The 21,920-nt window shown below is 70.7% G+C and carries 20 protein-coding genes; 10 read left to right on the plus strand and 10 right to left on the minus strand.

Annotated elements, in window-relative coordinates; all coding sequences use genetic code 11:
- Window positions 1-55 precede the first annotated feature (55 nt).
- From ACWGKT_RS34795 to ACWGKT_RS34805, 3 genes are all read right to left on the minus strand, one after another.
- Window positions 56-529, minus strand: coding sequence for a DUF5994 family protein (locus tag ACWGKT_RS34795; RefSeq protein WP_365831755.1), 474 nt, complete (start codon window positions 527-529; stop codon window positions 56-58).
- An 813-nt stretch (window positions 530-1,342) separates the two neighbouring features.
- Window positions 1,343-1,756: a DUF5994 family protein gene (locus tag ACWGKT_RS34800; RefSeq protein ID WP_453276790.1), complete on the minus strand. Its 414-nt coding sequence runs from the start codon at window positions 1,754-1,756 to the stop codon at window positions 1,343-1,345.
- Window positions 1,753-2,148 carry a hypothetical protein gene (locus tag ACWGKT_RS34805; protein ID WP_453276791.1) on the minus strand — a complete coding sequence of 132 codons (396 nt, stop codon included), beginning with the start codon at window positions 2,146-2,148 and terminating at the stop codon, window positions 1,753-1,755. Before ACWGKT_RS34805 ends, ACWGKT_RS34800 begins: the two co-directional genes overlap by 4 nt.
- Before the next feature lie 379 nt (window positions 2,149-2,527).
- On the opposite strand from ACWGKT_RS34805, the gene ACWGKT_RS34810 reads away from it, so the two are divergent.
- From ACWGKT_RS34810 to ACWGKT_RS34820, 3 genes are all read left to right on the plus strand, one after another.
- The gene (locus tag ACWGKT_RS34810; RefSeq protein ID WP_453276792.1) at window positions 2,528-3,502 is read left to right on the plus strand and encodes an STAS domain-containing protein; all 975 of its coding nucleotides are present in this window, start codon (window positions 2,528-2,530) and stop codon (window positions 3,500-3,502) included.
- A gap of 239 nt (window positions 3,503-3,741) precedes the next feature.
- Window positions 3,742-4,254, plus strand: coding sequence for a DUF5994 family protein (locus ACWGKT_RS34815; protein WP_453276793.1), 513 nt, complete (start codon window positions 3,742-3,744; stop codon window positions 4,252-4,254).
- 143 nt (window positions 4,255-4,397) lie between these two features.
- Entirely contained in the window at window positions 4,398-5,591 is a 1,194-nt protein-coding gene (locus tag ACWGKT_RS34820; RefSeq protein ID WP_453276794.1) for a PP2C family protein-serine/threonine phosphatase, read from the plus strand.
- 56 nt (window positions 5,592-5,647) lie between these two features.
- Here ACWGKT_RS34820 and ACWGKT_RS34825 read toward each other — a convergent pair whose 3' ends face one another.
- Together ACWGKT_RS34825 and ACWGKT_RS34830 are read right to left on the minus strand one after the other, a co-directional pair.
- Window positions 5,648-6,130 (minus strand): DUF5994 family protein, encoded by a 483-nt coding sequence (locus ACWGKT_RS34825; protein ID WP_365831745.1) that lies wholly within the window; start codon window positions 6,128-6,130, stop codon window positions 5,648-5,650.
- A gap of 346 nt (window positions 6,131-6,476) precedes the next feature.
- Window positions 6,477-7,070, minus strand: a complete 594-nt coding sequence (locus ACWGKT_RS34830) for a TetR/AcrR family transcriptional regulator (protein WP_453276795.1) — start codon at window positions 7,068-7,070, stop codon at window positions 6,477-6,479.
- Window positions 7,071-7,190: 120 nt separating this feature from the next.
- Between ACWGKT_RS34830 and ACWGKT_RS34835 the strand changes: the two genes are divergently transcribed.
- From ACWGKT_RS34835 to ACWGKT_RS34845, 3 genes are all read left to right on the plus strand, one after another.
- A complete protein-coding gene (locus ACWGKT_RS34835) occupies window positions 7,191-8,345 on the plus strand; it encodes an ABC transporter permease (protein WP_453276796.1) in 1,155 nt (384 codons plus the stop codon).
- Window positions 8,346-8,517: 172 nt separating this feature from the next.
- Entirely contained in the window at window positions 8,518-8,925 is a 408-nt protein-coding gene (locus ACWGKT_RS34840; protein ID WP_453276797.1) for a winged helix-turn-helix transcriptional regulator, read from the plus strand.
- Between the two features lie 280 nt (window positions 8,926-9,205).
- A complete protein-coding gene (locus tag ACWGKT_RS34845) occupies window positions 9,206-9,877 on the plus strand; it encodes a nitroreductase (RefSeq protein WP_356150947.1) in 672 nt (223 codons plus the stop codon).
- Between the two features lie 74 nt (window positions 9,878-9,951).
- Here ACWGKT_RS34845 and ACWGKT_RS34850 read toward each other — a convergent pair whose 3' ends face one another.
- From ACWGKT_RS34850 to ACWGKT_RS34870, 5 genes are all read right to left on the minus strand, one after another.
- Window positions 9,952-10,422, minus strand: a complete 471-nt coding sequence (locus ACWGKT_RS34850; RefSeq protein ID WP_453276798.1) for a hypothetical protein — start codon at window positions 10,420-10,422, stop codon at window positions 9,952-9,954.
- 72 nt (window positions 10,423-10,494) lie between these two features.
- Complete coding sequence (locus ACWGKT_RS34855) at window positions 10,495-11,220, minus strand: hypothetical protein (protein ID WP_453276799.1); 726 nt, start codon at window positions 11,218-11,220, stop codon at window positions 10,495-10,497.
- Window positions 11,217-12,869, minus strand: a complete 1,653-nt coding sequence (locus ACWGKT_RS34860; RefSeq protein WP_453276800.1) for a polyprenyl synthetase family protein — start codon at window positions 12,867-12,869, stop codon at window positions 11,217-11,219. The genes ACWGKT_RS34855 and ACWGKT_RS34860 overlap by 4 nt, the downstream gene beginning before the upstream one ends.
- Window positions 12,862-13,947 carry a hypothetical protein gene (locus ACWGKT_RS34865; protein ID WP_453276801.1) on the minus strand — a complete coding sequence of 362 codons (1,086 nt, stop codon included), beginning with the start codon at window positions 13,945-13,947 and terminating at the stop codon, window positions 12,862-12,864. The genes ACWGKT_RS34860 and ACWGKT_RS34865 overlap by 8 nt, the downstream gene beginning before the upstream one ends.
- A gap of 169 nt (window positions 13,948-14,116) precedes the next feature.
- Window positions 14,117-15,766 (minus strand): serine/threonine protein kinase, encoded by a 1,650-nt coding sequence (locus tag ACWGKT_RS34870; protein ID WP_453276802.1) that lies wholly within the window; start codon window positions 15,764-15,766, stop codon window positions 14,117-14,119.
- A 488-nt stretch (window positions 15,767-16,254) separates the two neighbouring features.
- Between ACWGKT_RS34870 and ACWGKT_RS34875 the strand changes: the two genes are divergently transcribed.
- From ACWGKT_RS34875 to ACWGKT_RS34890, 4 genes are all read left to right on the plus strand, one after another.
- The gene (locus ACWGKT_RS34875) at window positions 16,255-16,866 is read left to right on the plus strand and encodes a hypothetical protein (protein WP_453276803.1); all 612 of its coding nucleotides are present in this window, start codon (window positions 16,255-16,257) and stop codon (window positions 16,864-16,866) included.
- Window positions 16,867-16,894: 28 nt separating this feature from the next.
- On the plus strand, window positions 16,895-17,761 hold the full coding sequence (locus ACWGKT_RS34880) for a choice-of-anchor K domain-containing protein (RefSeq protein WP_453276804.1): 867 nt from the start codon (window positions 16,895-16,897) through the stop codon (window positions 17,759-17,761).
- Between the two features lie 136 nt (window positions 17,762-17,897).
- Window positions 17,898-20,696 (plus strand): SpoIIE family protein phosphatase, encoded by a 2,799-nt coding sequence (locus ACWGKT_RS34885; protein ID WP_453276805.1) that lies wholly within the window; start codon window positions 17,898-17,900, stop codon window positions 20,694-20,696.
- A 326-nt stretch (window positions 20,697-21,022) separates the two neighbouring features.
- Window positions 21,023-21,805: a helix-turn-helix transcriptional regulator gene (locus ACWGKT_RS34890; RefSeq protein ID WP_356150929.1), complete on the plus strand. Its 783-nt coding sequence runs from the start codon at window positions 21,023-21,025 to the stop codon at window positions 21,803-21,805.
- Window positions 21,806-21,920 lie beyond the last annotated feature (115 nt).

The following is a 21,920-nucleotide window of genomic DNA, read 5'->3' on the forward strand; positions in this document are numbered from 1 at the left end:
TGGTCCGCCGGGGCACCCGTCCGGGAGACAGGACGGCCTGACGGCCGCTTCCCGATCACAGTGGATCATCAGCGGATGTGGCTTCGGGCCGAGCCGCCGCGATCGCCAGCAGTTCGGTGGCGGTGCGGCTGCCGTCGACCGGAACGGGCGTGTTCATCAGCCAGTCGGCGGTGTCGGCCGCCGTCGTGGGCGGAATGACGAGCAGGGTGCGGAACCCGTCGCGATAGGAGCAGAGCAAGATCACGTTCTGCTCCTGGCCGGACACGGACCACCCGGCCGTCACATAACCCTTGCCGACCGCGACCTGGTGCGGGATACCGGGCCACAGCTGGATCCCCAGAACGACCCTGGTGATGGTGCCCACCCCGTCCATCGCTTCCACGAGAAGGGGCAGCTCTTCGACGAGATCGTGAGAGTAGGGCCACCATGCTCCGTCGAGTCCGCCCGGGACGGCTTCGTACGGTGCCAGCGAAAGCCGCACCGGCAGCGGTGAGGAAGGACGCGCGGAATGATCGGCAGTCGGTTCCATGATGTGAACCTGCCCCCGGGTACGGTCTGACCGGCCCGGCATTGTTGCTCACCGAGAACGGCACCGGCATGGCCGCCGACGCACGCAATGCCCTCGGTGTCCACAAGACTACTCCCGGCGAACTCACCGAAATCGCGCACGCATGGGCCCGCGGGCGCTGGAATGCCCCTGGCCAGGGCCTGTGAGCGCCTGACCAGGGACATACAGACGCCTGTCTCCCCAAGAAGGCCCTGCCGCCCCGGAGCATGGTCAGAGGCGTCCAACGGGTCGGGTGCTGCTGAGAGCGTCCCAAGCTCCTGCGGAGCACCGCTGGGGTCTTCGTCATGGATACGCCTTCGTCCACCTCGCAGAGAGGGTCGACCGGGCACACCCCGACCCTGACCGGCCTGTTGCGCTGTCCCTTGTCGGGGGCGGGCAGCCCCCAGAGGAACGGGAGGCGAAGAGCAGCGCGATCTCGCCAGAGCCCAACCCATGAGGCCCGCACACCAACCGTTCCGGGAAACCTCAGCCCCGCAAGTGACATCAAAACAAAACTCGCTGACAATGATCACAGAGATCTCGCCACAGCGACTACCGAAGTCACCGTGAAACGACTCCCACGGAAACTGACACAACCAGACTCCCGAGCCCGGTCCGCGAGGTTCGGATCCGTATCGTGCTGCACTGTTGAAGGCCACCGCCGGGCAGCTGAGTAGGGAGCTGCCTCGGAAGCAACCGCTCCCCCGTGGCCATTCGAGGTCCCCGACGCTCTGACTGCCGTCGACGTGAGCGGCTGCTCGAGCACAGGGTGGCGGATGTTCCGCGGGTTCGAGGTCAGGCAGTGTGCCCCACGGGCGGGTCTTCTGCCGTGGCCGCCGCCATGAGCCGCTCGGCTTCCGCGTCGGTGGCGGCGGGTGGCACCACGAACAGGTCCCAGCGGCCGTAGCCGGGGGCGAGCAGACAGACGGTGTGCTCGGCTCGCGGCGAGCCTGTCCGGCGCAGGTGTACAACCTGGTCTTCGACGAGCATCCCGCCCTGGGGGAACGACCACATCGCTCCGTTCACGAGGACGCTGCTGATCCGTCCCCAGTGGTGCGGCAGCCCGGCGAGCAGTCCGGGGAGCTCACCGGTCAAGTCGTACGATCTCGGCCACCAGGCTCCGTCGATTCGCCGGGCCGAGCCGCCCTGGCGGGACGCCCCCAGCCGCAGTCGGGCTGAGGGCGGGCGGAGTGGCGAGGCGGTTGTCATGCGGGCTCCTGGGCTGGGGACCGTGGGAAACCCGCCGAGATCGGTGGCTCGGAGGGCGCCGGTTTGTCCGGCGAGGACACGCGTCGCGCGGTCTCGGCCGGATGCGTCCGGTAGACGGGCGGCCTGCTGGCCTCCAGCCAGGAGCGGAGTGGGCCGACGCCCCGCGCGGGGTCGAGCGTGAGGTGCAGACGCGTCCCTCTCCCCGAAGGGAAGGCCGGATAACTGCGCTGCTCGCCCCCGGCGAACAGCACCCGGAGTGCGTCCGCGACGTGCCGGGCCGCCTCGGGGTCCATGGAGACGATGCGGACCTCGACCATGCCTTCGGCGGGAGCGTCGTCCGGCGCGTCCACAGTCAGAAGTGGGTACGGGTGGTGAAGGGGTTCGGGGGTCATAGGGCGGAACCTGCCCCGGGCCGTGAGAACGGCTCGTATCGTGTCGCGCGGCCCTTGCGGTGCCGCGCGCCGAGGACGAGACCAGTCCTGTCACCGGTGTACGAAGTACCCTCGACACCCCCACGGTACTCCTGACCCTCGTGGCAGCCGCTTCCGTCTGCGTGGGACGTACGGTGGAGGTACCGAGGGCATCGCGTACTCCGGCCGCCGCGCCGGGTCGCCCTCGGCGAGAGATGGACCCCGGGCCGCCCCAAGGGCCGGCGCGGAGACGGGTCGGCATCATGTTCGCCGCGGTCGAAGCAGGTCCGCGCAAGTTCGTCATGGCTGCGCCCATACCGTGTGCCCGTACCGGCCCGCGCCCCTGTCGAGGGGAGGCGTGATGGTCCTTTCCCGGCTGGACATCCACCGGCGGAACCGAGGGGAGGGGGCGCTCATCACGCTCGCTGGTGAGATCGGACCGGCGACGGCGCCGCTGCTGCGGGCCGCACTGGAGCAGTGTCTGCGCGACGGCGTCACCGTCGTCGATGTCGACCTGACCACCGTCGGCTCCTGCGATGCCCGGGGTCTGGACGTCTTCCTGTCGGCGTCACGGCGTGCCGGCCGGGTGCACGCCTCGCTTCAGCTGCACCACCCGTGCGCACAGATCACCCGGCTCCTCGCCGTCACCGGATCCACCCCCCTGCTCCTCGCGGCCCCCACGGATCCCGTGCCGCCCGCCCTGGAAACGGCCTCCTCGGGCCTGTCTGCCGGCGGGGCGCGGGCGCCTGAGGACCTCGCTCGTGTGCCGGTCCTCAAGGACGGGATCCGCCTGCGCCGGCTGACCCGTTGGCAGACCGAAGGGATGGGGGAGGACATCGCGGACCTGGCCATGGCATCCGTCGCGGGCACCCCCTGTGAGTCGTTCCACGACCGGAGAGATTTCCTGCGCCGCCTTGCCGTCGGTGCCCGGCGCCCCGGCTTCGCGCTGCTGGTCGCCGAGACGACGGTGCTGGTTGGTTGTGCTTACGGCTTTCCGGTGGGCCCAGGCGGCTCCGGTCGGCGAGGGTTCGACCGAATGCTGCAGGAGAGCATCCAACGGCTCACTGCCTGTGCGCGGTTTGTCGTCCTCACGCAGGTCGTGGCCCATCCGCATGCTCAGCACCGCGACATTGCCCGCCGCCTGCAACAGCGTCTGCTCACCGACCGGCATTCCGCCCTGGGAGTCACCCTGCTGCATCCGGCCGACCAGGGCGGACATGCCGCCTTGGAGTCCTGGGGTTGGCAGAACATGGGAGAGATCGTCGGGCTGCCCGGCCCGGTCGCTCCCTGCGTGCTGATCCTGCCCCTCGTAGGGCCGCCCCCACCAGGCCGATGATCGAGACGTCTGCAGCGGGCGGGCATCCCTTGCGTAGACGGCAGACGGCAGACGGCAGACGGCAGACGACTCTGAGGTCCAGGCCGGTGCAGCCGCCGGTTCGGCACCTCGCGCCGCCCGCCACGGCCGGGAGTACGCTGACCTTACCGAGAGCTTTTCGGGCGCACGACCACGGCGACGCCGTTCCCGTCGGGTGCCAGACGCGGGCAGCCGCGAGCAGCCCGGAACGGGATCGCACGATGGACGCCATCACAAAGCCCGCCGACGGTACGTCGCCAGACGACGCCCGGACTTACCAGATGCCCTTGCCCCGGCTGCGCCTCACGCCGGACGTCAGCCACGGCCCGCTGGACGGTGCGTGGTGGCCGCGCTGCGACGCGCTGGAACTGGAGTTGCCCGCACTGGTCGGCTCCTTGGACCCGGGTGCCGGCACCGTCACCCGCGTCACCGTGGACACCGCGTCCTGGCCCGATGCCCCGCAGACGGTGATGGCGCCCGGACACGTGATCGAGGTGGTCCGGACCGGGTCGGCCGCCGAGGCGCATGCCATCACTCTGGACTGCGGCACGGTTGGGCGCTGGGAGTTGCTGGTGATCCCGCCCGACGAGCCCGCCGGAGCGGCCACACGGCTGCTCACCGCTGCCGCCGACCCCGACAACCAGCTGTCGGCCCCGCACATGCTGGCACTCGCCGAGGCCGTCCTTGACGAAGAAGCCACTTGGGAGTCGGAAGGAGGACATGGACTCAGGTGAGGGCCCGACGCCTGTCGGGCCGAGGTGATCGGCCGGCCGGTCCGGTCGTCCACGACCCGCGGTGGTGGAGCGATGACACTGGCAGTCCCTTGGCCGTCCCACCCCGCCGCAAGCGATACGCGCGGATCACGGCGGGTGAGCGGATGAGGCCCGGACGGCGCGCGGACCGCTCCGAGAGCTTCGGGGAAGCGCTGCTGGGAGCGGTTCTCGATCGCGCCCACGAGCTTCCTCCCCATCTCATCGGGCCGCTGGTCGCCGACGTGGTGAAGCTGTTGCGGGGCCGCCGTCCGCAGGTACTGCTGCAGGACTATGGCCAGCTGCTGCTCGTACCCCTGTCCGGCGAGGGCCTCACGGACGGCGAACCGCAGGTGATCGACGACTCCGAGGCGGGCCGCTGCTTCCTCGACGCGGTCCCCGTCGAGCTCGCCGAGGACGACGGCGTACGGGTCCATCTGCCGCTGCTGGACGGCGGCGACCAGGTGGGGGTCATGGCGGTGACGCTGGACAGCGTCGATGACGACGACCGCCGCCTGCTGCAAAGGATCTCCGGTCTGGTGGCCGACCTGCTGGTGACCAAGCACGGCTACTCCGACCTGTTCTTCCGTGTCCGACGCGGTGAAGCGATGAGCGTCGCCGCCGAGATCCAGTGGTCCCTGCTGCCACCGCTGGCGATGATCATGCCTCGGGTCGCCGTGGCCGGAATCCTGGAACCCGCCTATGGCGTGGCCGGTGACAGCTTCGACTACGCCCTCAACGGGGACATCCTCCACGTGGTCATGATCGACGCGATGGGGCACGGCCTGGACGCGGCCACGATGGCCACCGTGGCCATCGGCGCCTACCGCCACGCCCGCCGCGCCGACATCGGGCTGTCGGAGATCTACGACTTCATGGACCGCGCCGTGGCGCAGCAGTTCGGTCCCGAGCACTTCGTCACCGCGCAGATGATGCAGCTGGACACGACGACAGGACAGCTCCAGTGGGTCAACGCAGGGCACCCACCGCCGATCCTCGTCCGCCACCACCGCGTCGCACGACGCCTCACCGCCCCGACAACCCTCCCTGTCGGCCTGGGTGGTTCCGAGCCACGGATCAGCGAGCTGAAGCTGGAACGCGGGGACCGCGTCCTCTGCTTCTCTGATGGACTGGTCGAGGAGCACCACACCGGTGGCGAGGAGTTCGGGGAGGACCAGCTGATCGACTGTGTGAACCAGCTGGAGAGAACCGGCCGCGGGATCCGGGCGGTCACGCGCTCCCTGTCCCACACACTCAAGCGGGCGCGAGGCGGCCACACCACGGACGACGCGACGCTGCTCATGGTCGAGTGGCGCGGCTGACCTCATCGCTGTCGTGCGCCGTTTCCTCCGTCGGCCTCGGCTGAGGGGACGGCCCGTCAGTCCGACGGCGCCTGCCCGCTTCCGGTGTCGATGAGGATCTGTTCCCCCCGGGTGATGTTGTCGGCGCGGACGGCCTGGGCCATCGCGGCGTGCGCGGCCTCTGGTGTCGCGTGCGGCGGAACCACCAACAGCGAGAACACGTCCTGGTCGCCCCGTGTGATCAGGACGGTGTCGTCACCCACCGGGAAGGAATCGATGTGCACCACCCGGTCGTCGACGACGATCCGCGTCGGGAGCCCTTCCCAGGCCGCGGTGTCCAGCCCGACGCGGGTCACGGGGCCGAGGTGCACGGTGAGGGCGCTCAGCAGCGCGGGCAGCTCGGCACCGATGTCGCGCGACCGCGGCCACCACGCACCATCCAGGACGCCTTCACGCGACTCCGTCGTCTCCAGCCGGAGCAGCGCGTATCCCGGCCGGACGGCCTCGTGAACGCCACTGGGCAGATGCCGGGAAACAGGGGGTGGATCGGAGCCGGTCATGGGGGACCACCCGTCTTCGGGAACCGGTGGGAACACGGGATTCGCCTCGCCCTCCCACGCTACTCCCCGTGCCGCTGGTGGCCGCTGCCACCGGGGCCTGCGTGAGCGATGCGTGAGCGGACCCTGCGGCACCGGCCGTCACGGGTAAGACCACTCAACACCCAGCACCTGCCCTGACCAGGCCGTTCCGGACACCGAAGGAGAGCCTGGAACCACCCAGCACACCCCCATCAGCCCTCGTAATGCGTAGGTCTCGGGTTCGAATCCCGAAGGCGGCTCATCTGAAACCCCAGGTCGGATCCAATCCGCCCTGGGGTTTTCTCGTTCGGCGTTCAGCATTCGGCGTTCAGCGTTCACCGGTCGGCCCCGGCCACAACGCCCGTACCGCGTCGGGCATCTCGGCCACGGCGGCCGGATCGAGCAGGGCCACTTGGAGGATGTAGCCGGGGAGGACGGCGAGCATCGTCGAAGCGATCACGTTCGTGGGCAGACCGCCGGCTTCCTGGTGGTCGCGGACCAGGATGACCAGGTTGGCGTGTATGCGGCCCATGAGCTGGTCGAGCTTGCCCGCCAGTGAGCGGTTGCGCACGGCCTCTCCCCAGACCAGGACCGCGAGGCCGGCCGGGTCTTCCTCGACGGACTTGGCCCGAATCACGTCGAGGAGTTCCGCCATGACCGCCCCCATGGACCGGCCCGGCCGGTTCGTGGCGACGGCGAGCGTGATGTCGAGGACATCGCGCATGTTCTCCTCGGCGATCGCGAGGATCACCTCGTCCTTGCTGGTGAAGTGCCGATACACCGCGCCCGCGGACAGCCGCGCCTCGGCGAACAGGTCCTGCATGGACGTGGAGTGGAACCCGTCACGGAGGAAACAGCGGCGCGCCGCAGTCAGGATCTGCTCGTGGCGGGCGTCCATGTGCTGCCGGGTGACCTTGGGCATGAGGCCAGGGAAACTAAGAAAACGAACATTCGTCTTGACGGGTGCCCGCGCGACGGGCAAGACTGGAGTCCAAGAAAACGATCATTCTCTTTTGTGGGAGGACGGGCTGTGAGGAGCCCCTTGTCAGGACACCGGACATGGCGCGAGGTGGCCGTTGCCGCCGTGGCGCTGCCCCTAGTGATCGCTCTGGCGGTGCTGGCGTTCGCCTGGCCGGCGGGGCGGCTCGCGCCGCGCGACCTGCCGGTCGGGATCGTGGGCACAGGGACGGCCAGCCAGCACGCGGTGGAGGGACTGGTCCACAAGAAGCCCGGCGCGTTCGACTTCCACCTCTATCCCGACCGGCGGGCCGCGCGATCGGCGATCAGGAACCGGGACGTCTACGGCGCCTTCGTCATCTCAAGCCACAAGATCACCGTGCTGCAGGCCTCTGCCGCCAGCACCTCCGTGGCTCAGCTGCTGGGGCAGGTCGGACAGCAACTGGCCGATCGGGCCACCCAGCAGGCCGCTGAGCGGGCGGCCACCGGTATGCACTTCTCGGCGAAGGCCCCGAAGATCCGGACGGTCGACGCGAAGGCAGTCGACGTGGTGCCCGTCGCCGAGGAGGATCCGAGGGGTGTGGTGTTCAGTTCGGCGGTCTTCCCGCTCACGATCTGCGCCATCCTGATCGGAGCGTTCGTCGCGATGGCGCGGGGCCTGCGACGCCCGTGGCAGCGGGTGCTGACACTTCTCGTCGCCTGCGCCGTCGCGGGCCTCGGTGTCTACACCGTGGCCCAGGGTTTCCTCGGGGCGTTGCCCCACGATCATGTGGCCACATGGGCGGTCCTGTCGCTCGTCCTGATGTCCATCAGCGCCACCGCCGCCGGGCTGATCCGACTCGTCGGGCCGTCGGGCCTCGGGCTCAGCGCCGTGCTCATGGTCTTCGTCGGAAACCCCTTCTCCGGTGCCACCTCCGCTCCGGAGATGCTCCCCAAGGGCGTGGACTACGTCGGCCAGTGGCTGCCCCCCGGCGCCGGAACCGGCCTGCTCCGCGACACCACGTACTTCGACGGCAACAACGGCGCCGGCCACCTTGCCGTCCTCGCCCTGTGGACCGTCTGCGGGCTCACGGCGATTCTGTTCGGCCACCGGGTCAACGGGGAAGCCCGCGGTACGAAGACCAGTGCGCCGGCTTCCGGAGAGTTGCTCCCGGCCTTGCCGGGGCCCGGCGCCGCTTCGCCGATTCGGCGTCACGCGCCCGCCCACGCCCACGCCCACCGTCATGACGGCGACGACTGATACCGGGCGCTTCACGTGCGCGATCCGGCCCTGGCTGTCAACGCGCAGGCGGCACACCCAGGGCGCGGCCCGGCAGGCAGACGGGCCGACCCCCGACACGACCACGACCACGGCGTACTGCGCGAGGTGTTGAACCGTGATGCCTCGCGCCGTGCCGGAACGGACGCGCACCATGACCGCCCCACGACACCCCCAGCCGGTACGCCGGTCCGGACACCCGCAGTCCACCGGTGTCGCTCCGCCCATCACTCGGGCCTTCGCGCTGCTCAGCAGACGCTGGAACGGACTGATCCTCACGGGTCTGGCCAAAGGCCCGGCCGACTTCGCGCAGATTCGTGAGCGCGTCCCCGGCATCAGCGACCGCATGCTCGCCCAGCGCCTCAGGGAACTGACCGCGATCGACCTCGTCGCCCAAGACGTCCGGACCGGGCCGCCGTCGAGAACCCAGTACGCACTCTCGCCGCACGGCAACGCCTTCCTCATCCCCCTGGCCGCCTTGTGCGTGTGGGCGGAGGACCACCTTCCGGCGAGCGGCTCGTGCTCGCCGGCATCGGATCGACCGGCCGCGTCAGGCCGATGACCTCCCGTTCCGTGCGGACCGAGCGCGCGCAAGCGGTGGCCGGGTTCACAGGCGCACGATGACCAGGGCGGTGTCGTCGGTGGCGCCGCCGGGCGGGAGCAGATCTCCGAGCACGGCGTCGGCGAGGGCTTCGCAGTTGTCTGCCCGGTGGCGGGCCGGCTCGCCCCGTCGACAGCCCGGCCTGCACGGTGGTCCGGCCGCCGGGTCCGATTTGTCACGTTTCGCGGCCCTCGGCTGTCAAAAGGGTAGGTATGCGGAGCAATGAGGGAGATGGGTCATCTTGGACGTCTACGAGGCAGTCACGAGCCGACGGGCCGTGCGCGGGTTCATCGACCGGCCCGTTCCGAGGGAGGTGCTGGAGCGGGTGCTGTCCGCCGCGGCCTGGGCGCCGTCCGGGTCGAACCTCCAGCCCTGGCACGTCTACGTGCTGACCGGTCGACCGCTGGCCGACCTCAAGGAGCGCGCCGGCAAGCGCGTGATCGCGTGCGACACCTGGGACGAGCGGGAGTACGAGATGTACCCGACCACACTGAAGTCCCCGTACCGCGAGCGCCGATCCGCCTTCGGCGCGGAGCGTTACAGCGCACTCGGCATCGCGCGCGAGGACTGGGAGGCGCGTCAGCGGGCCGCTTCCGCGAACTGGGACTGCTTCGGCGCGCCCGCCGCGCTGTTCTGCTACATCGACCGTGACCTGGGACGGCCCCAGTGGTCCGACGTGGGCATGTATCTGCAGACCGTGATGCTGCTGCTCCGCGACGAAGGCCTGCACAGCTGCCCGCAGATGGCGTGGTCGGTCTATCGCAAGACCGTCGCGGAGGTCGTGTCACCCCCGGACGACCTCGTCCTCTTCTGCGGCATGTCGATCGGCTTCGAGGACACCGCGGCGCCCTACACCCGTACGGGCCGGGCGCCGCTCGACGAGACGGTCACGTTCGTCGACGGTCGGTCGTGAATCCGGCGACTTGTCCCGTCGGTGGCTCCGGGGCGAGTTGGTGGAGCCACCGACGGGCCCGTCCGTCAGGGGGATCAGTCCTCGTTGGCGTCGAGGACGCGGCCCTTGAGCTTGATCGGGTTGGCGGCGCCCACCTTGAGCTGACCGTCCGTGTAGCGACCCGGTGCCGCGCCGTCGATGGCGGTGACCTGGGCCGCGTAGCCGAGGGCCTCCTGGTTGGTGGACAGGTACGGGTTGTGGGTGAAGGTCATCGTGCGGCCCCCGTCGCCGAGGGTGCCCTGGGTGGTCTTCAGATTGCCCTTGGCCTGGAGCGTGTTGACGTCGTGATAGGCCCACGAGAGCCAGCTGGTGAACACGAAGCCCGTGGGCGCCTTCAGGCTGAAGGTGACGTCGCCGGGGTTCACCGGGTCCGGCACGGTGCTGAGGATGCCGAAGCTGAGGTGAGCCGGAACGCCGCCGGGCGCGTCCTCGACGATGCCCTGCTGAAGGATGTACAGCTTGTTCTCGGAACCCGGTTCTACCGGGGACTGGGTCTGCGTGGCCATGGGTTTCCCTTCTGCGAATGGGTGTTTCCGCGTGGGCGGATCCGCCGGTGGCGGGCTTGGGGGTGGGCCTGCTCATGCACTCTCGGGGCGGTCGGCGGCCGTCATGAGCCAGGCGGAGGGGGCCGCGTCGGCGGGCGCGTGGTCGGCCAGGAGCGGGCCGAGGACGGCGAGGGCACCCAGGACGACGTCCTCGTAGAGGTAGAAACCGGCCTGGAGAGGCGGCAGTTCGGCTTCGGTGCCCCGCGGATCGGCTTCCGGGCCGGTGGCGGGGGCGTATCCGGTGTCGTCGTCGGCCTCGGCCTGGGGAGCGGGCGTGCCGAGCAGATCCGTGAGGTCCTGTGCGGCGCCCAGGAAAGCGGTGCGGGCGGTGGTGGCCAGCAGGCGCAGGGGGAGGTCGAGCGCGGCGGCGGTGCGCTGGCCGGGGATCAGTTTCGTCGCGGCGGGTGCCTTTGCGGTGGCGGCGGCGAGCCACTGGACGGGCAGGGTGCAGGCGGAGACGATCCGTTCGGTGGACACCAGGGGCGGCGGGTCGCCGTCGACCATGAGGTCCTCCCACTCCATGAGGTCGAAGAGGAACTGGCCTCCCTTGTAGAAGGGCCAGGGCCGGACCGTGTCGAGGAGCAGGCGGGCGCGTTCGGGGTCGCGGTGGCGCAGGGCCACGCCGTGTCGGGCCAGGGTGCACAGGCACTGACGCAGACAGCCGTTGACCTGGCCGAGGAAGGCGAAGGCGCGGAGGTCGGTCGGGGTCGGCGGGCCGGTGTCGACGGGGCCGGGCGGGGGCGGTGGGGTCGTGGTCACAGTGGCCTTGAGGTGACGTAGTGGGCGATCTGACGCAGGACGGCTTTGCCTTCGTTCTCGGGGATGATCCGGAGGTCCTCTTCGAAGCGGGCGATGCCCTCGGCGGCGAGCCGGTCGGCGAGGGCGGTGGCGTACTCGATGGAGCCGTGTCGGCGCATGGCGGCGAGGAGCTCCTCGGCGTGCTGCTGGGTCTTGTCGGTACGGCGCCTGCGCAGGACGTCGAAGAGACGGGGGCGCTCGTGGGTGTACGCGGTGCGGAAGAGGTGGATCAGCATCACCGTGCGCTTGCCTTCGAGCAGGTCGCCGAGGGGTTCCTTGCCGTAGAGGGCCTCCTCGCCGACCAGATTCAGGATGTCGTCCTGGATCTGGAAGGCGATGCCGATGAGGCGGAACGCCTCGTCGAACCGGCCCAGTACGGAAGGGTCGGTGACGCCGGCGCACACCGCGCCGATGCGACACGGGCTCATGCACGTGTACCAGCCGGTCTTCTTGGTGCTCATCGTGAAGTAGGCGTCGTCGGCCTCGGGCACGAAGTCGTGGCGGATCCAGCCCAGTTCCATGGCCTGCCCCTCGATGGACTCCCGGCACATGTGCACGGCCTCGTGGATGAGGCCGAGGGTGCGGGCCAGGCCGAGAGTTTCGAGGTTGGACAGGACGGCGTCGACGGCGAGCAGGTTCAGTCCGTCGCCGACGTTCACGGCCAGGCCGAGGCCGTGTTCCTCGTGCATGGTGGGCAGGCCGCGCCGGTGGGTGGACTCGTCGGCGATGTCGTCGTGCACGAGGAAGCCGTTGTGGAACAGCTCCAGCGCGGCGGCGGCGCGTACGGCGTCGTCGGGGCGTCCCCCGAAGGCGGCGCAGGCCGCGATGGTCAGGGTGGGCCGCAGCCCCTTGCCCTGCCGGGCGGGGTAGGAGCGCATGAGGTCGTACAGCTCGGCGCGGGGTTCCCGGTCGGGCAGGAGCCGTTCGATCTCCTCGTTGGTGCGGGCCCGGCACCGGTGCATGGTCTCCAGCAGGTCCGCGTCGCGGACGGGGTCCTCCAGTGACCAGTCGGTGCTGGTGCGGCCGTCCCACAGCAGGCGCGGCGCCGTGACGGTGGTGTCGCCGATCAGCGGGACCGGTGCCGGCGCGTCCTCGGGGGAGCGCCGGGTGAGGAAGTCCAGCGCAGTCCAGTCGACCGGGTCGGCGGCCGGCTCCGCGGCGGCGGGTGCCACGGTTCCCCACAGCTGGGGTGCCTGTTCGCGGTAGGTGCCCCAGAGTTCCTGCATGCTGCGCAGGCCGGCCGCGCGCTGGGACAGCAGCGTGAACGCGCGCCACACGGCGAGGGTGTCGTCGCGGGAGCCGCGGACGTCGAGGCTTTCGGGCAGGACCTGGTCGATGGGCGCGCGCTGGAGGTCGAACAGCAGGTTCATGGCCCGGTCGTCGAAGGCGACCTCGACGTCCGGATCCGGGCAGCGGTCCTGTTCCACGGCGATACGGCTGTGCCGCGCGGTGAGCGTGGCGTGACTGCCGTCGTTGAAGTGCAGGCCGAGCCGGATGCCGCGCAGCTGATCGGCCGCGGCGGCGAGGATCGCCGGCGCCCGGTCGGACAGGGCGGCGACGGTCTCGTCCAGCAGCCGGGCACCGGTGAACGCGGGCAGGGTCTCAGTCATGGGCACCTCCGGCGAACTCGACGATGCCGTTGGTGCGGAAGCCGATGCCGTGCCCGCCGACCCGGCCCTCCACGGTGCAGGGGCCGAGGGTCTCGTGCACGCTGAACGGGTGCAGGCTGGTCTCGGACGGGTTGGCGATCCGGCCCGCCGTGTGCGAGCGGAAGTCGAGGACGAGACGGTCGTCGCCGAGCCGGGCCGTGATCAGCAGCCGGCCGGGCACCGCGGCCGTCGGCGGCGTGCCCAGCATGTCCGCCAGTGGCGGCACCACGGCCACCCGGTCGCGGTCCAGGCTGCCGCTGACCGCCACCCGCAGGTTGCGGCGGGGGAAGTGGCGGATCATGCGTCCTTCGCGCCACAGCATCACCGACCCGTTGGCCGCGTCCGCCGGGAACCTGGGCTGGATCAGGGTGAAGACGACCGCCGAGGGCGGGGCGGCGTCGGCGGGGCCGGAGGGGTCGTTGACGAATCCGAACACCCAGCCGCCGAGCGTGGGCCAGGACCACCGGCCGCGTACCCGCTCGTGGTAGCCCAGCAGGTCCGTCTCCGTGGCCGTACCGTCGCCGTGCCACAGGGTTCCGGTGCCCAGGACGCCGGGCTCGGACTGCCACCGCAGGTGCTCGTCCCCGCCGAACGGCGCGCACTGCGAGGTGCACGGCCTGCTGGTCCGGGTCAGCCGTAAGTCCGCCGCAGGCACCGCCGACCGGGCCGCCACGCGGAACGTGCCGGGCTCGCCGTGCGGATGCGGTAACCGGAACGCCGACCAGGGCAGTTCGGGCTGCTCGGCGTTGAACTGTGTCGCGCTCCAGCCGGGCCCCTCCTCGTGGACGAGAAGGATGGCCATGTGCTGCCCCTCGGCGGCCGTGCCGGTGCCGCTGCGCCGTCCGGTGGCCGGGGCGCCCGGATCCGCGAAGACCGTTCCGCTGGAGGACCCCAGGACGGACAGGTTGGCGATCAGGGCCTGCCGGCCGCAGCGGGAGAGGAACGCGTAGTGCAGCCACTTCCGGTCGAGCGGATGGGTGAGCGGAGTGCCCGGGAAGGGGCCCGGGGGACCGAGTCTTGGGAGGGTTGGGGCGAACACGTTTCGAAAGCTAACGCATCGCATTGCCTTCATTACAACTTGTGATGATCAGGCGGGTGACGTGGGGGCAGAGAATCGTTTACTTGCATATTCGGGGTTTGAAAACGCAAAGAGCCGCCTGCGGCGGAACATCCGTCACAGGCGGCTTCGAAGGACCGTGGCGGCCCGGCTAGTCCTCGTCGTCCTCCAGAACGCTCGCTCTCAAGTGCGCTTCCGGCGCGCCCGCGACGACCGCCCGCCCGTCGGTGTACCGGCCCGGCTCGGCGTCCGTCGGGGCCCGGATGCCGAGCGTGTAGACCAGGGCCGCCGCCGGATGGTCCGGGGTGTTCAGGCGGGGCTCGTCCGTGACGGCCAGTTCCCTGCCGCCGTCCCGTACGGTCGCGGTCGCCGTCCCGCCGGGGAGCACCGTGCGGTCCGCGCGGTAGTACGCGCACGTCGCCCGGCCGTCGAAGACGAAACCCGTCGGAGCCGTGAAGCGGTGCTCCACCCGCCCCGGGACCCAGGGGTCGGTGGACGAGACCCGCACATGGATCAACTCGCTCGCTCCGCGCGGGATTTCCACCCCGACCTCCTGGCGGACCAGGAGTTCGGGGTGTCCTTGCGGCGCGGGTCGCCCTTGCGGCGCGCGTTCGGGTTCCGGCTTCTTCACCCCTTCCGGCTCTGGTTCCGGCTTCTTCTCGCCTCCCGGCTTCCTCCTGCCTCCCGGTTTCTTCTCGCTGCCCGGCTCGACGGCCCGGGAGGGCGCGGTGGTGAGGGGCAGGGCGGCGATCCGGTGGTGGAAGTTGTCCGCCACGAGCAGTCGCCCGGCCGGGTCCACCGCGAGACCGCACGGGTAGGCCAGCGACGTGGCGGCGGTCTCGGACATGGCGGCGGCCTCGGCGGCCGCGTCCGCCGTCGGATCCGGTCCTGCCATGACTCGGGCGGCTCCATCGGCCAGCCGCCACACCCGGTGTCCGTTCAGGTCGGCGGCGTAGACGGCCCCCTGGGCGTCGACAGCCACCGCGCACGGTGTGCTCCAGTCGACCTCCGGGGCGCCGCCGCTCCCGCCCGGCGGTCCCGCCAGTACCCGGAGCGTCCCGTTCCTGTCCAGCAGCAGGACCCGCCGGCCCGCCGGGTCGGCGATGTACAGCTGTCCGGCGGCGTCGGTCGCCAGGCCGGCGGGCACGAACGCCTCTCCGGCGTCCGCCGTACCGGAGCCGGCAGTACCGGCGTCGGCGGATCGTCCGGATGCCGTGACGACCGTGACGACCGTGCTGATGACGCCGTCGCCGTCGATCCTGCGCACCCGGGGGCTGCCCGCCTCACCGATGTACAGCGCTCCCGTGCCGTCCACGGCCAGGGCGCAGGGGGCGTCCAGCCGAGCTCGGTCGGCGGGGCCGCCGTCACCGTCGCCGCCTCGGGTGCCGTCTCCCGCGATGGTGGCGACGACGCCCGAGGGGTCGATCCGGCGGACCCGGTGGTTCATCTCGTCGGCGAAGAACACCGCACCGTCCGGGCCGACCGCGAGGGCGCTCGGGAAGCCCAGCCGGGCGCGTACCGCGTCCGCGCCGTCCCCGGCGAAGCCGCGCAGCCCGTCCCCGGCGACGGTGGTCAGTACGCCGGAGCCGTCGATCCGCCGGATCCGGTGGTTGGCGTGGTCGGCGATGAACACCGACCCGCCCCCCACTGCCACGTCCGCGGGGAAGGCCAGCCGTGCTTCCGGTGCGGGCCCGTCGTCCCCGGAGAATCCGGCGGTGCCGTTCCCCGCCACGGTGAGCGGCTCGCCGGGCCTGTCCGGGGAGGCCGGCTCACGCCGCCGGGACGCGGTCTTCGCCGTCATCCGGTCACCACCCGGCACCGTCGCGGTCGGGCCTCGGCGGTGCCCGGTCGCTTCCGCTTCCCTGCCCTCGTCTCCCGCATGTCCGTCTCCTTCCGAGCCGTCGTTGGCCTCCCCCTGCATACCGGCCGGGTCGGCCCCGCAGGAGCAGCGCACCGCGCGCTCCACCCGCACGAGGGAGAAGCCGGGCGGCAGGAGCCGGGCCGGGCGTCGGCGGGCCCGAAGGGGCGAAGGGCGGGGTGCGGCGGCGCACTCGGAGGGCGCGGGGCCGCCGCACCCCGCATCCGTGTGCCCTCACGTGCTTCAGGTCCACTCGAACAAGTGACGCAGGATCGATCCCGCATTCGCAGATGGGGGAATCGCGGCATACATCCTGTGGGCCCGGGCCAACGATGGACGTGGATGACGGCCCGGTGCGCGCCGCAACGCCTGCGTGAGCGCCCCTTTTCGAGGCCGTGGGAGGCGGACCACAAGCCCAGGAGGACGCGGAGATGGCCACCGAGGTGCAGTCCAAGAAGGAAGCCTACAAACGCGGCGAGGACCAGGGGCGCGCCGACGCGCTCGCCGGGCGCGCGCACGCCGACCCGCCCCGCGACGGCAAGAGAGGTGAGAAGGACCAGTACGCGAACGGCTACGACTGGGGTTACGAGCAGGGCCGTGCGCAGAAGCTGGACCTCGTGGTGTGGCAGGAAGGCGGCGTCGAGGACGCCCCTGGTGGCCTCGGCACCATCATCAACATCTGTGTCCGCACGCCGAACTGGGACGAGACCGTCGACGCCGGTGAACGCGAGCACGTCTTCACCGCCCCCACCGGTTTCCGCTGGAACGGCATGGTGGGTGCCCAGTACAAGCGCATGGACCAGACCACCGGCGGCAACCTGCCTCCCGTCCAGGCCAAGGTCAGCGACGACGGGCGCACCCTGACCTTCACCTACCACGTGCACCTGAACACGGGGAGTGAGGACAAGGACTGCATCGTCTACACCTGCGGCCTCGAAGCCGTGGACGGCGCCAGGCCCGGCCGTTTCACCGACGGCACCGCACAGATCGGCACCGCGCCCCCGGTCAAGCTCAAGGCCGAGGTCATCGAGGACGAGGACTAGCGAGAAGCGAGAGCAGGAGCCAGACACCATGACCACCGTCGTCACTTCCGGCGTCTTCCCGTCCACCGATCCCACCGCCTCGCCGATCAGCGGTCTGGGCACCGCGGATGTCCGGTGGGGCAGCAGCGGCTCCCAGAGCGGGTACCAGTTCCGCGGTTCGGCCGCGGACGTCGAGCTCGACGGCACCGAGTTCGTCATCGGTACCTTCGTGCACCGCAATCTGCCCACCAGCGTGAGCCCGTCGCAGTTCGACGTCCGGCTCACCATCGACGTCCTGTTCGAGGACGGCAGCAGCACCGACCTGAACTTCAGCTTCCACCACTTCGAGACGCCCAACAGCACCGGCAGCAGTCCCGTGGACGACGACCTGGTCGACCTGGAGACCTTCGTCCACCCGCAGCCCGTCACCATCGGCGGCAAGCAGTACCGGGCGGTCCTGAGCGGGTTCAAGCAGGGCGGCCGGATCGTCCGGCAGTTCCGCAGCCCCGAGGGCGGCGTCAACTTCGCCGAGGTCGTCTGCATGTTCACCGCCGAAGAACCGGACGTGATCATCTCCGACCTGCGTCATCTGGGCACGGGCCCGGGCCAGCCCGACGAGTACGTCGAGATCTTCAACCAGGGCGGTGCGCCGCAGGACCTGACCGGCTGGGTCGTGGAGTCCAAGCCCACCGGGCGCGACTTCCCCTTCCCCCCGGGGACGGTCATCCAGCCCGGCCAGCGCTACCGGATCTACACGAACGAGGCCCACCCGGAATTCGGCGGATTCTCCTTCGGCTCCGCCCAGCAGGTCTGGCGGGACGCGGGCGGCATCGCCCGCCTGGTCGCGGCCGACGGTCACGTCCCGGACCAGTACCCCTACCTCGACCGGGGCTTCAACACGACCGGCACCCCGTAACCGGGCCTCGTCGGCCTTCGACGACCGGTGGGGCCGAAGCCGGCCGCACCGGTCGGGCCGCGTTCGGTGCAGGGTGTCCGGGGGTGCGTCGGGCGGTGAGGCGTCGGCTTCGCCGAAGCGGTGCTATCAAGGGTATATGGAGGTATTTTCCGGGCACCCGCGGGGCCCGGAACGTCATCCGCCCATCGGGCACTCGCGCCACCGCGCCTCCCTGCTGGATCCGCGCACCACGGCCGGTCAGGTGTTGCTGCTCCAGGTCGTCATCGTGGTCCTGCTGGTCGGGGCGGCGGTGGCGGCCATGGTGCTGCAGGCGGCACATGGCGCGTTGGAGCTGGGGCGCCGCGAGTCGGTCGTGGCGGCCCAGGCGTTCGCGAGCGCCCCGGGCACGGCCGAGGCGATGCGGAGCCATGATCCGACGGCGGTGCTCCAGCCGCGGGCCGAGGAGGCGCGCAAACGCGCGGGCGTGGACTTCGTCATCGCCCTGAACACGCAGGGCATTCGTTACACGTATCCCTATCCGCGGGAGATCGGGAAGAAGTTCGTCGGAAACTTCGAGCCGGCGCTGAAGGGCCGAACCGTCGTCGAGCAGGCCGGCGGGCCGCCGCTGCCCGCGGGCAAGGGGACGGCCGTGCAGGCGGTGGTCCCGGTGACCGACGCGCACGGCAAGGTGGTCGGCCTGGTCTCCGCCGGAATCACGGTCAAGAACGTCTCGGCCCAGTGGATGCCGGAGCTGCCGATCATCCTGGGCAGCGGCGCGGCCGCGCTGGCGCTGGCCACGGCCGGAACGACAGCGGTGGCCCGGCGGCTGCGCCGACAGACGCACGGCCTGGGCCCGACGGAGCTGGCGCAGCAGTACGAGCACCACGACGCGGTCCTGCACGCGGTGCGGGAAGGCGTGCTGATCATCGACGACGACGGACGACTGCTGCTGGCCAACGACGAGGCGCGGCGGCTGCTCGGGCTGTCGGCGGACGCGCTGGGGCGCCCGGTGCGGGAGCTGGGGCTGCCGGAGCAGATCACCGGCCCGCTGTCGTCGCCGGGGGTGGTCACCGACGAGGTGCATCTCGTGGGGGACCGGCTGCTGGCGGTGAACAAGCGGCCGACGTACCCGCAGGCCGACCGGGGAGGCAGCGTGGTGACCCTGCGGGACACCACGGAGCTGGAGGCGGTCTCGGGGCGGGCCGAGGTCGCGCGGGAGCGGTTGAAGCTGCTGTACGAGGCCGGGGTGGGGATCGGCACGACGCTGGACGTGGGGCGTACGGCCCAGGAACTGGCCGACGTCGCCGCGCCGCAGTTCGCCGACCTGGTGACGGTGGACCTGCTCGACGCGGTGCTGCGGGGGTGGGAGCCGACGGCGGAGGGCTGGCGCCATCTGCGTCGGGCCGCGATCGGCGGCGAGCAGCGGATGATCCCGGTGTATCCGGTCGGCCAACTGATCACGTTCTCGCAGCGCACGCCGCACATGCGGACCCTGCAGGAGCGCCGGGTCATGCTGGAGGAGGACCTGCGGCAGGCGCAGGGCTGGCGGGAACAGGATCCGGAGCGTGCCCGCCGGGCCCTGGAGTACGGGTTGCGTGCGCTGATGACCGTACCGCTGTGGGCGCGGAACGTACCGCTGGGCGTGGCGAACTTCTACCGGACGGCGGACTCGCCGGCGTTCGAGCCGGAGGATCTCACCTTCGCGGAGGAACTGGCCGCGCGGGCGGCCCTGGCCATCGACAATGCCCGGAGGTTCACCCGGGAGCACGCGATGGCGGTGACGCTGCAGCGCAGTCTGCTGCCGCGGGTCCAGCCGGAGCAGGACGCGCTGGAGGTGGCCTGGCGGTATCTGCCCGCGGAGGCGGGGGTGGGCGGGGACTGGTTCGACGTCATCCCGCTTCCGGGCGCGCGGGTGGCCCTGGTCATGGGTGACGTGGTCGGTCACGGGCTGCACGCGGCGGCGACGATGGGCCGGCTGCGCACCGCGGTGCACAACTTCTCCACCCTGGACCTCCCCGTGGACGAGGTGCTCGGGAACCTGGACGACCTCGTCGCCCGCATGGACAACGAGGAGCACGCCGACGATGTCGCGGAGGGCCGCGAGGGGGAGGGGGTGACCGGGGCGACCTGTCTCTACGCGGTCTACGACCCGGTGGCGGGGGTCTGCACGATGGCCCGTGCGGGACATCCGGAACCGGTGGTGGTGCGTCCGGACGGAACGGTCACCTGTCCCGGCGTGCCGGCTTCGACGCCGCTCGGTCTGGGCGGCTACCCCTTCGAGATCGCCGAGTTCTCCTTGCCGGAGGACTCCCAACTGGTGCTGTACACCGACGGTCTGGTGGAGGACCGCAACCACGACATCGACGTCGGGATGGAGAAGCTGCGCCGGGCGCTGGACGGTTCCGGGACCCGCACTCCGGAGGAGACGTGCCAGGCGGTGATCGACGTGCTGAAGCCGGAACACTCCTCCGACGACATCGCACTGCTGGTGGCGCGCACCCGGCTGTTCCCGCCCGCGCGCGTGGCCGAGTGGGACGTGCCGTCGGACGCGGCGGTGGTTCCCTCGGTGCGGGCGCGGTGCCGGGAGACGATGCGGGAGTGGGGACTGGAGGAGACCGGGTACGCCACGGAACTGATCCTCAGTGAGCTGGTCACCAACGCGATCCGGTACGGCTCGCCGCCGGTCCGTGTGCGGCTGCTGTACGGACGCTGTCTGATCTGCGAGGTGGCGGACGGCAGCGGTACCTCGCCACGCCTGCGGCGGGCGGCGACCATGGACGAGGGCGGGCGGGGACTGTTCCTGGTGGCGCAGTTCGCCCAGCGGTGGGGGACGCGGTACACGACGCGCGGCAAGGTCATCTGGGCGGAACAGGTTCTCCCCGACGGCCCGTCCGCCGTCATGACCCACACACCGGTCGACTTCCTGCTCGACCAGTTCGACGATCTCGACGTGTGAACCCGCGCGGAGGACGGGGGCAGACCGGCACCTTTCGGCCCGGCCCCGTTTCTCTTCGTCCGGCCCGGGGCAATTCGGAACGCGAAAGATTTCAGCCTTTCCCGGGGAGAGGGAATGGCTGGATTTTTGCGTTTGCGCCTTGGGTCGATTAACCGTGGCGTAATGGTTTGTAAAATGTGATCCGCGTCACATTGCCGTAAGTGATCTGCACGCTACTCTCACATTCACACCAAAGGGGTTGCACACTCCGCGCTGTCCCGGCGGTTGAATCGTGCCGAGTCCCGACCGGACTCGCTGTTTCGACGGGGGAATACGTCTTGCGGCGTTTGGAAATAGACGAAAGCGCAAGGAACGTCGGCAAGGAGCGGAATCCGGATCTGGTCACCATCTGTGATCCGGCCAAGGCTTACGCCACGCTGTGTCAGGCACTTCTCGAACTTCCGCGCCAGGGCGGGGGCGGACTGGTCCGGCTGACCGGACGCTTCGCCGTCGACGCGCTCGGCCGCCCCGGCTCCGACCTGTCGCGGCTGGTACGGGACGAGGTCGTCCGCCGCGGTCACGAGCTGCGGCTGCTGGTCGGTCCGGCCGGCGCGGAGGAGCCCGTCACCCGCACGCTCGTCGCCCGCCTCGTCGCCGAGGGGGCCCGGGTCCGCGTCTCTTCCGGCCCCCTGCCCAACCTGGGCATCTGCGGCAGCGAGCTCGCCGTCGTGTACGCGTTCCCGCGGGATGGGCAGCAGTCCCAGGCCGCTCTGGTGGCCCGGCACGAGGCCGTGGCCGCGCTGGACCAGTACCAGCTGGTGCTGTGGGAGCACGCCTCGGAGCCGAAGCAGTTCTGCCACTCCGCCCGCCCGGCGGCGCTCGACGAGACCCAGGTGCAGGTCCTGAAGCTGCTCGGCTCCGGTATGAAGGACGACGCCGCCGCGCGCCAGATGAACGTGTCCGTTCGCACCTATCGTCGGCATGTCGCCGCCATATTGAAGTCCCTGCATGTCAACACCCGATTCGAGGCGGGACTGAAGGCGGCCGAACTGGGTCTCCTGAGCAAACGCCGCCCGTCCGCCCGGGAATCGGAGCGCGACGGTGGCAGGTTGATGCCGAGTTTTCTCTAGAAGAACGCTTGCCGGGGTGTCATCCGGCTTCTAAGTTGTTCTGCCGGATCGCCGGTCAACAGTATCTTCGCGCCATTCTCCGGCGCGTATGGACACGTCCTACGGCAGAAACGGA

Source organism: Streptomyces sp. NPDC054794 (assembly GCF_053611585.1).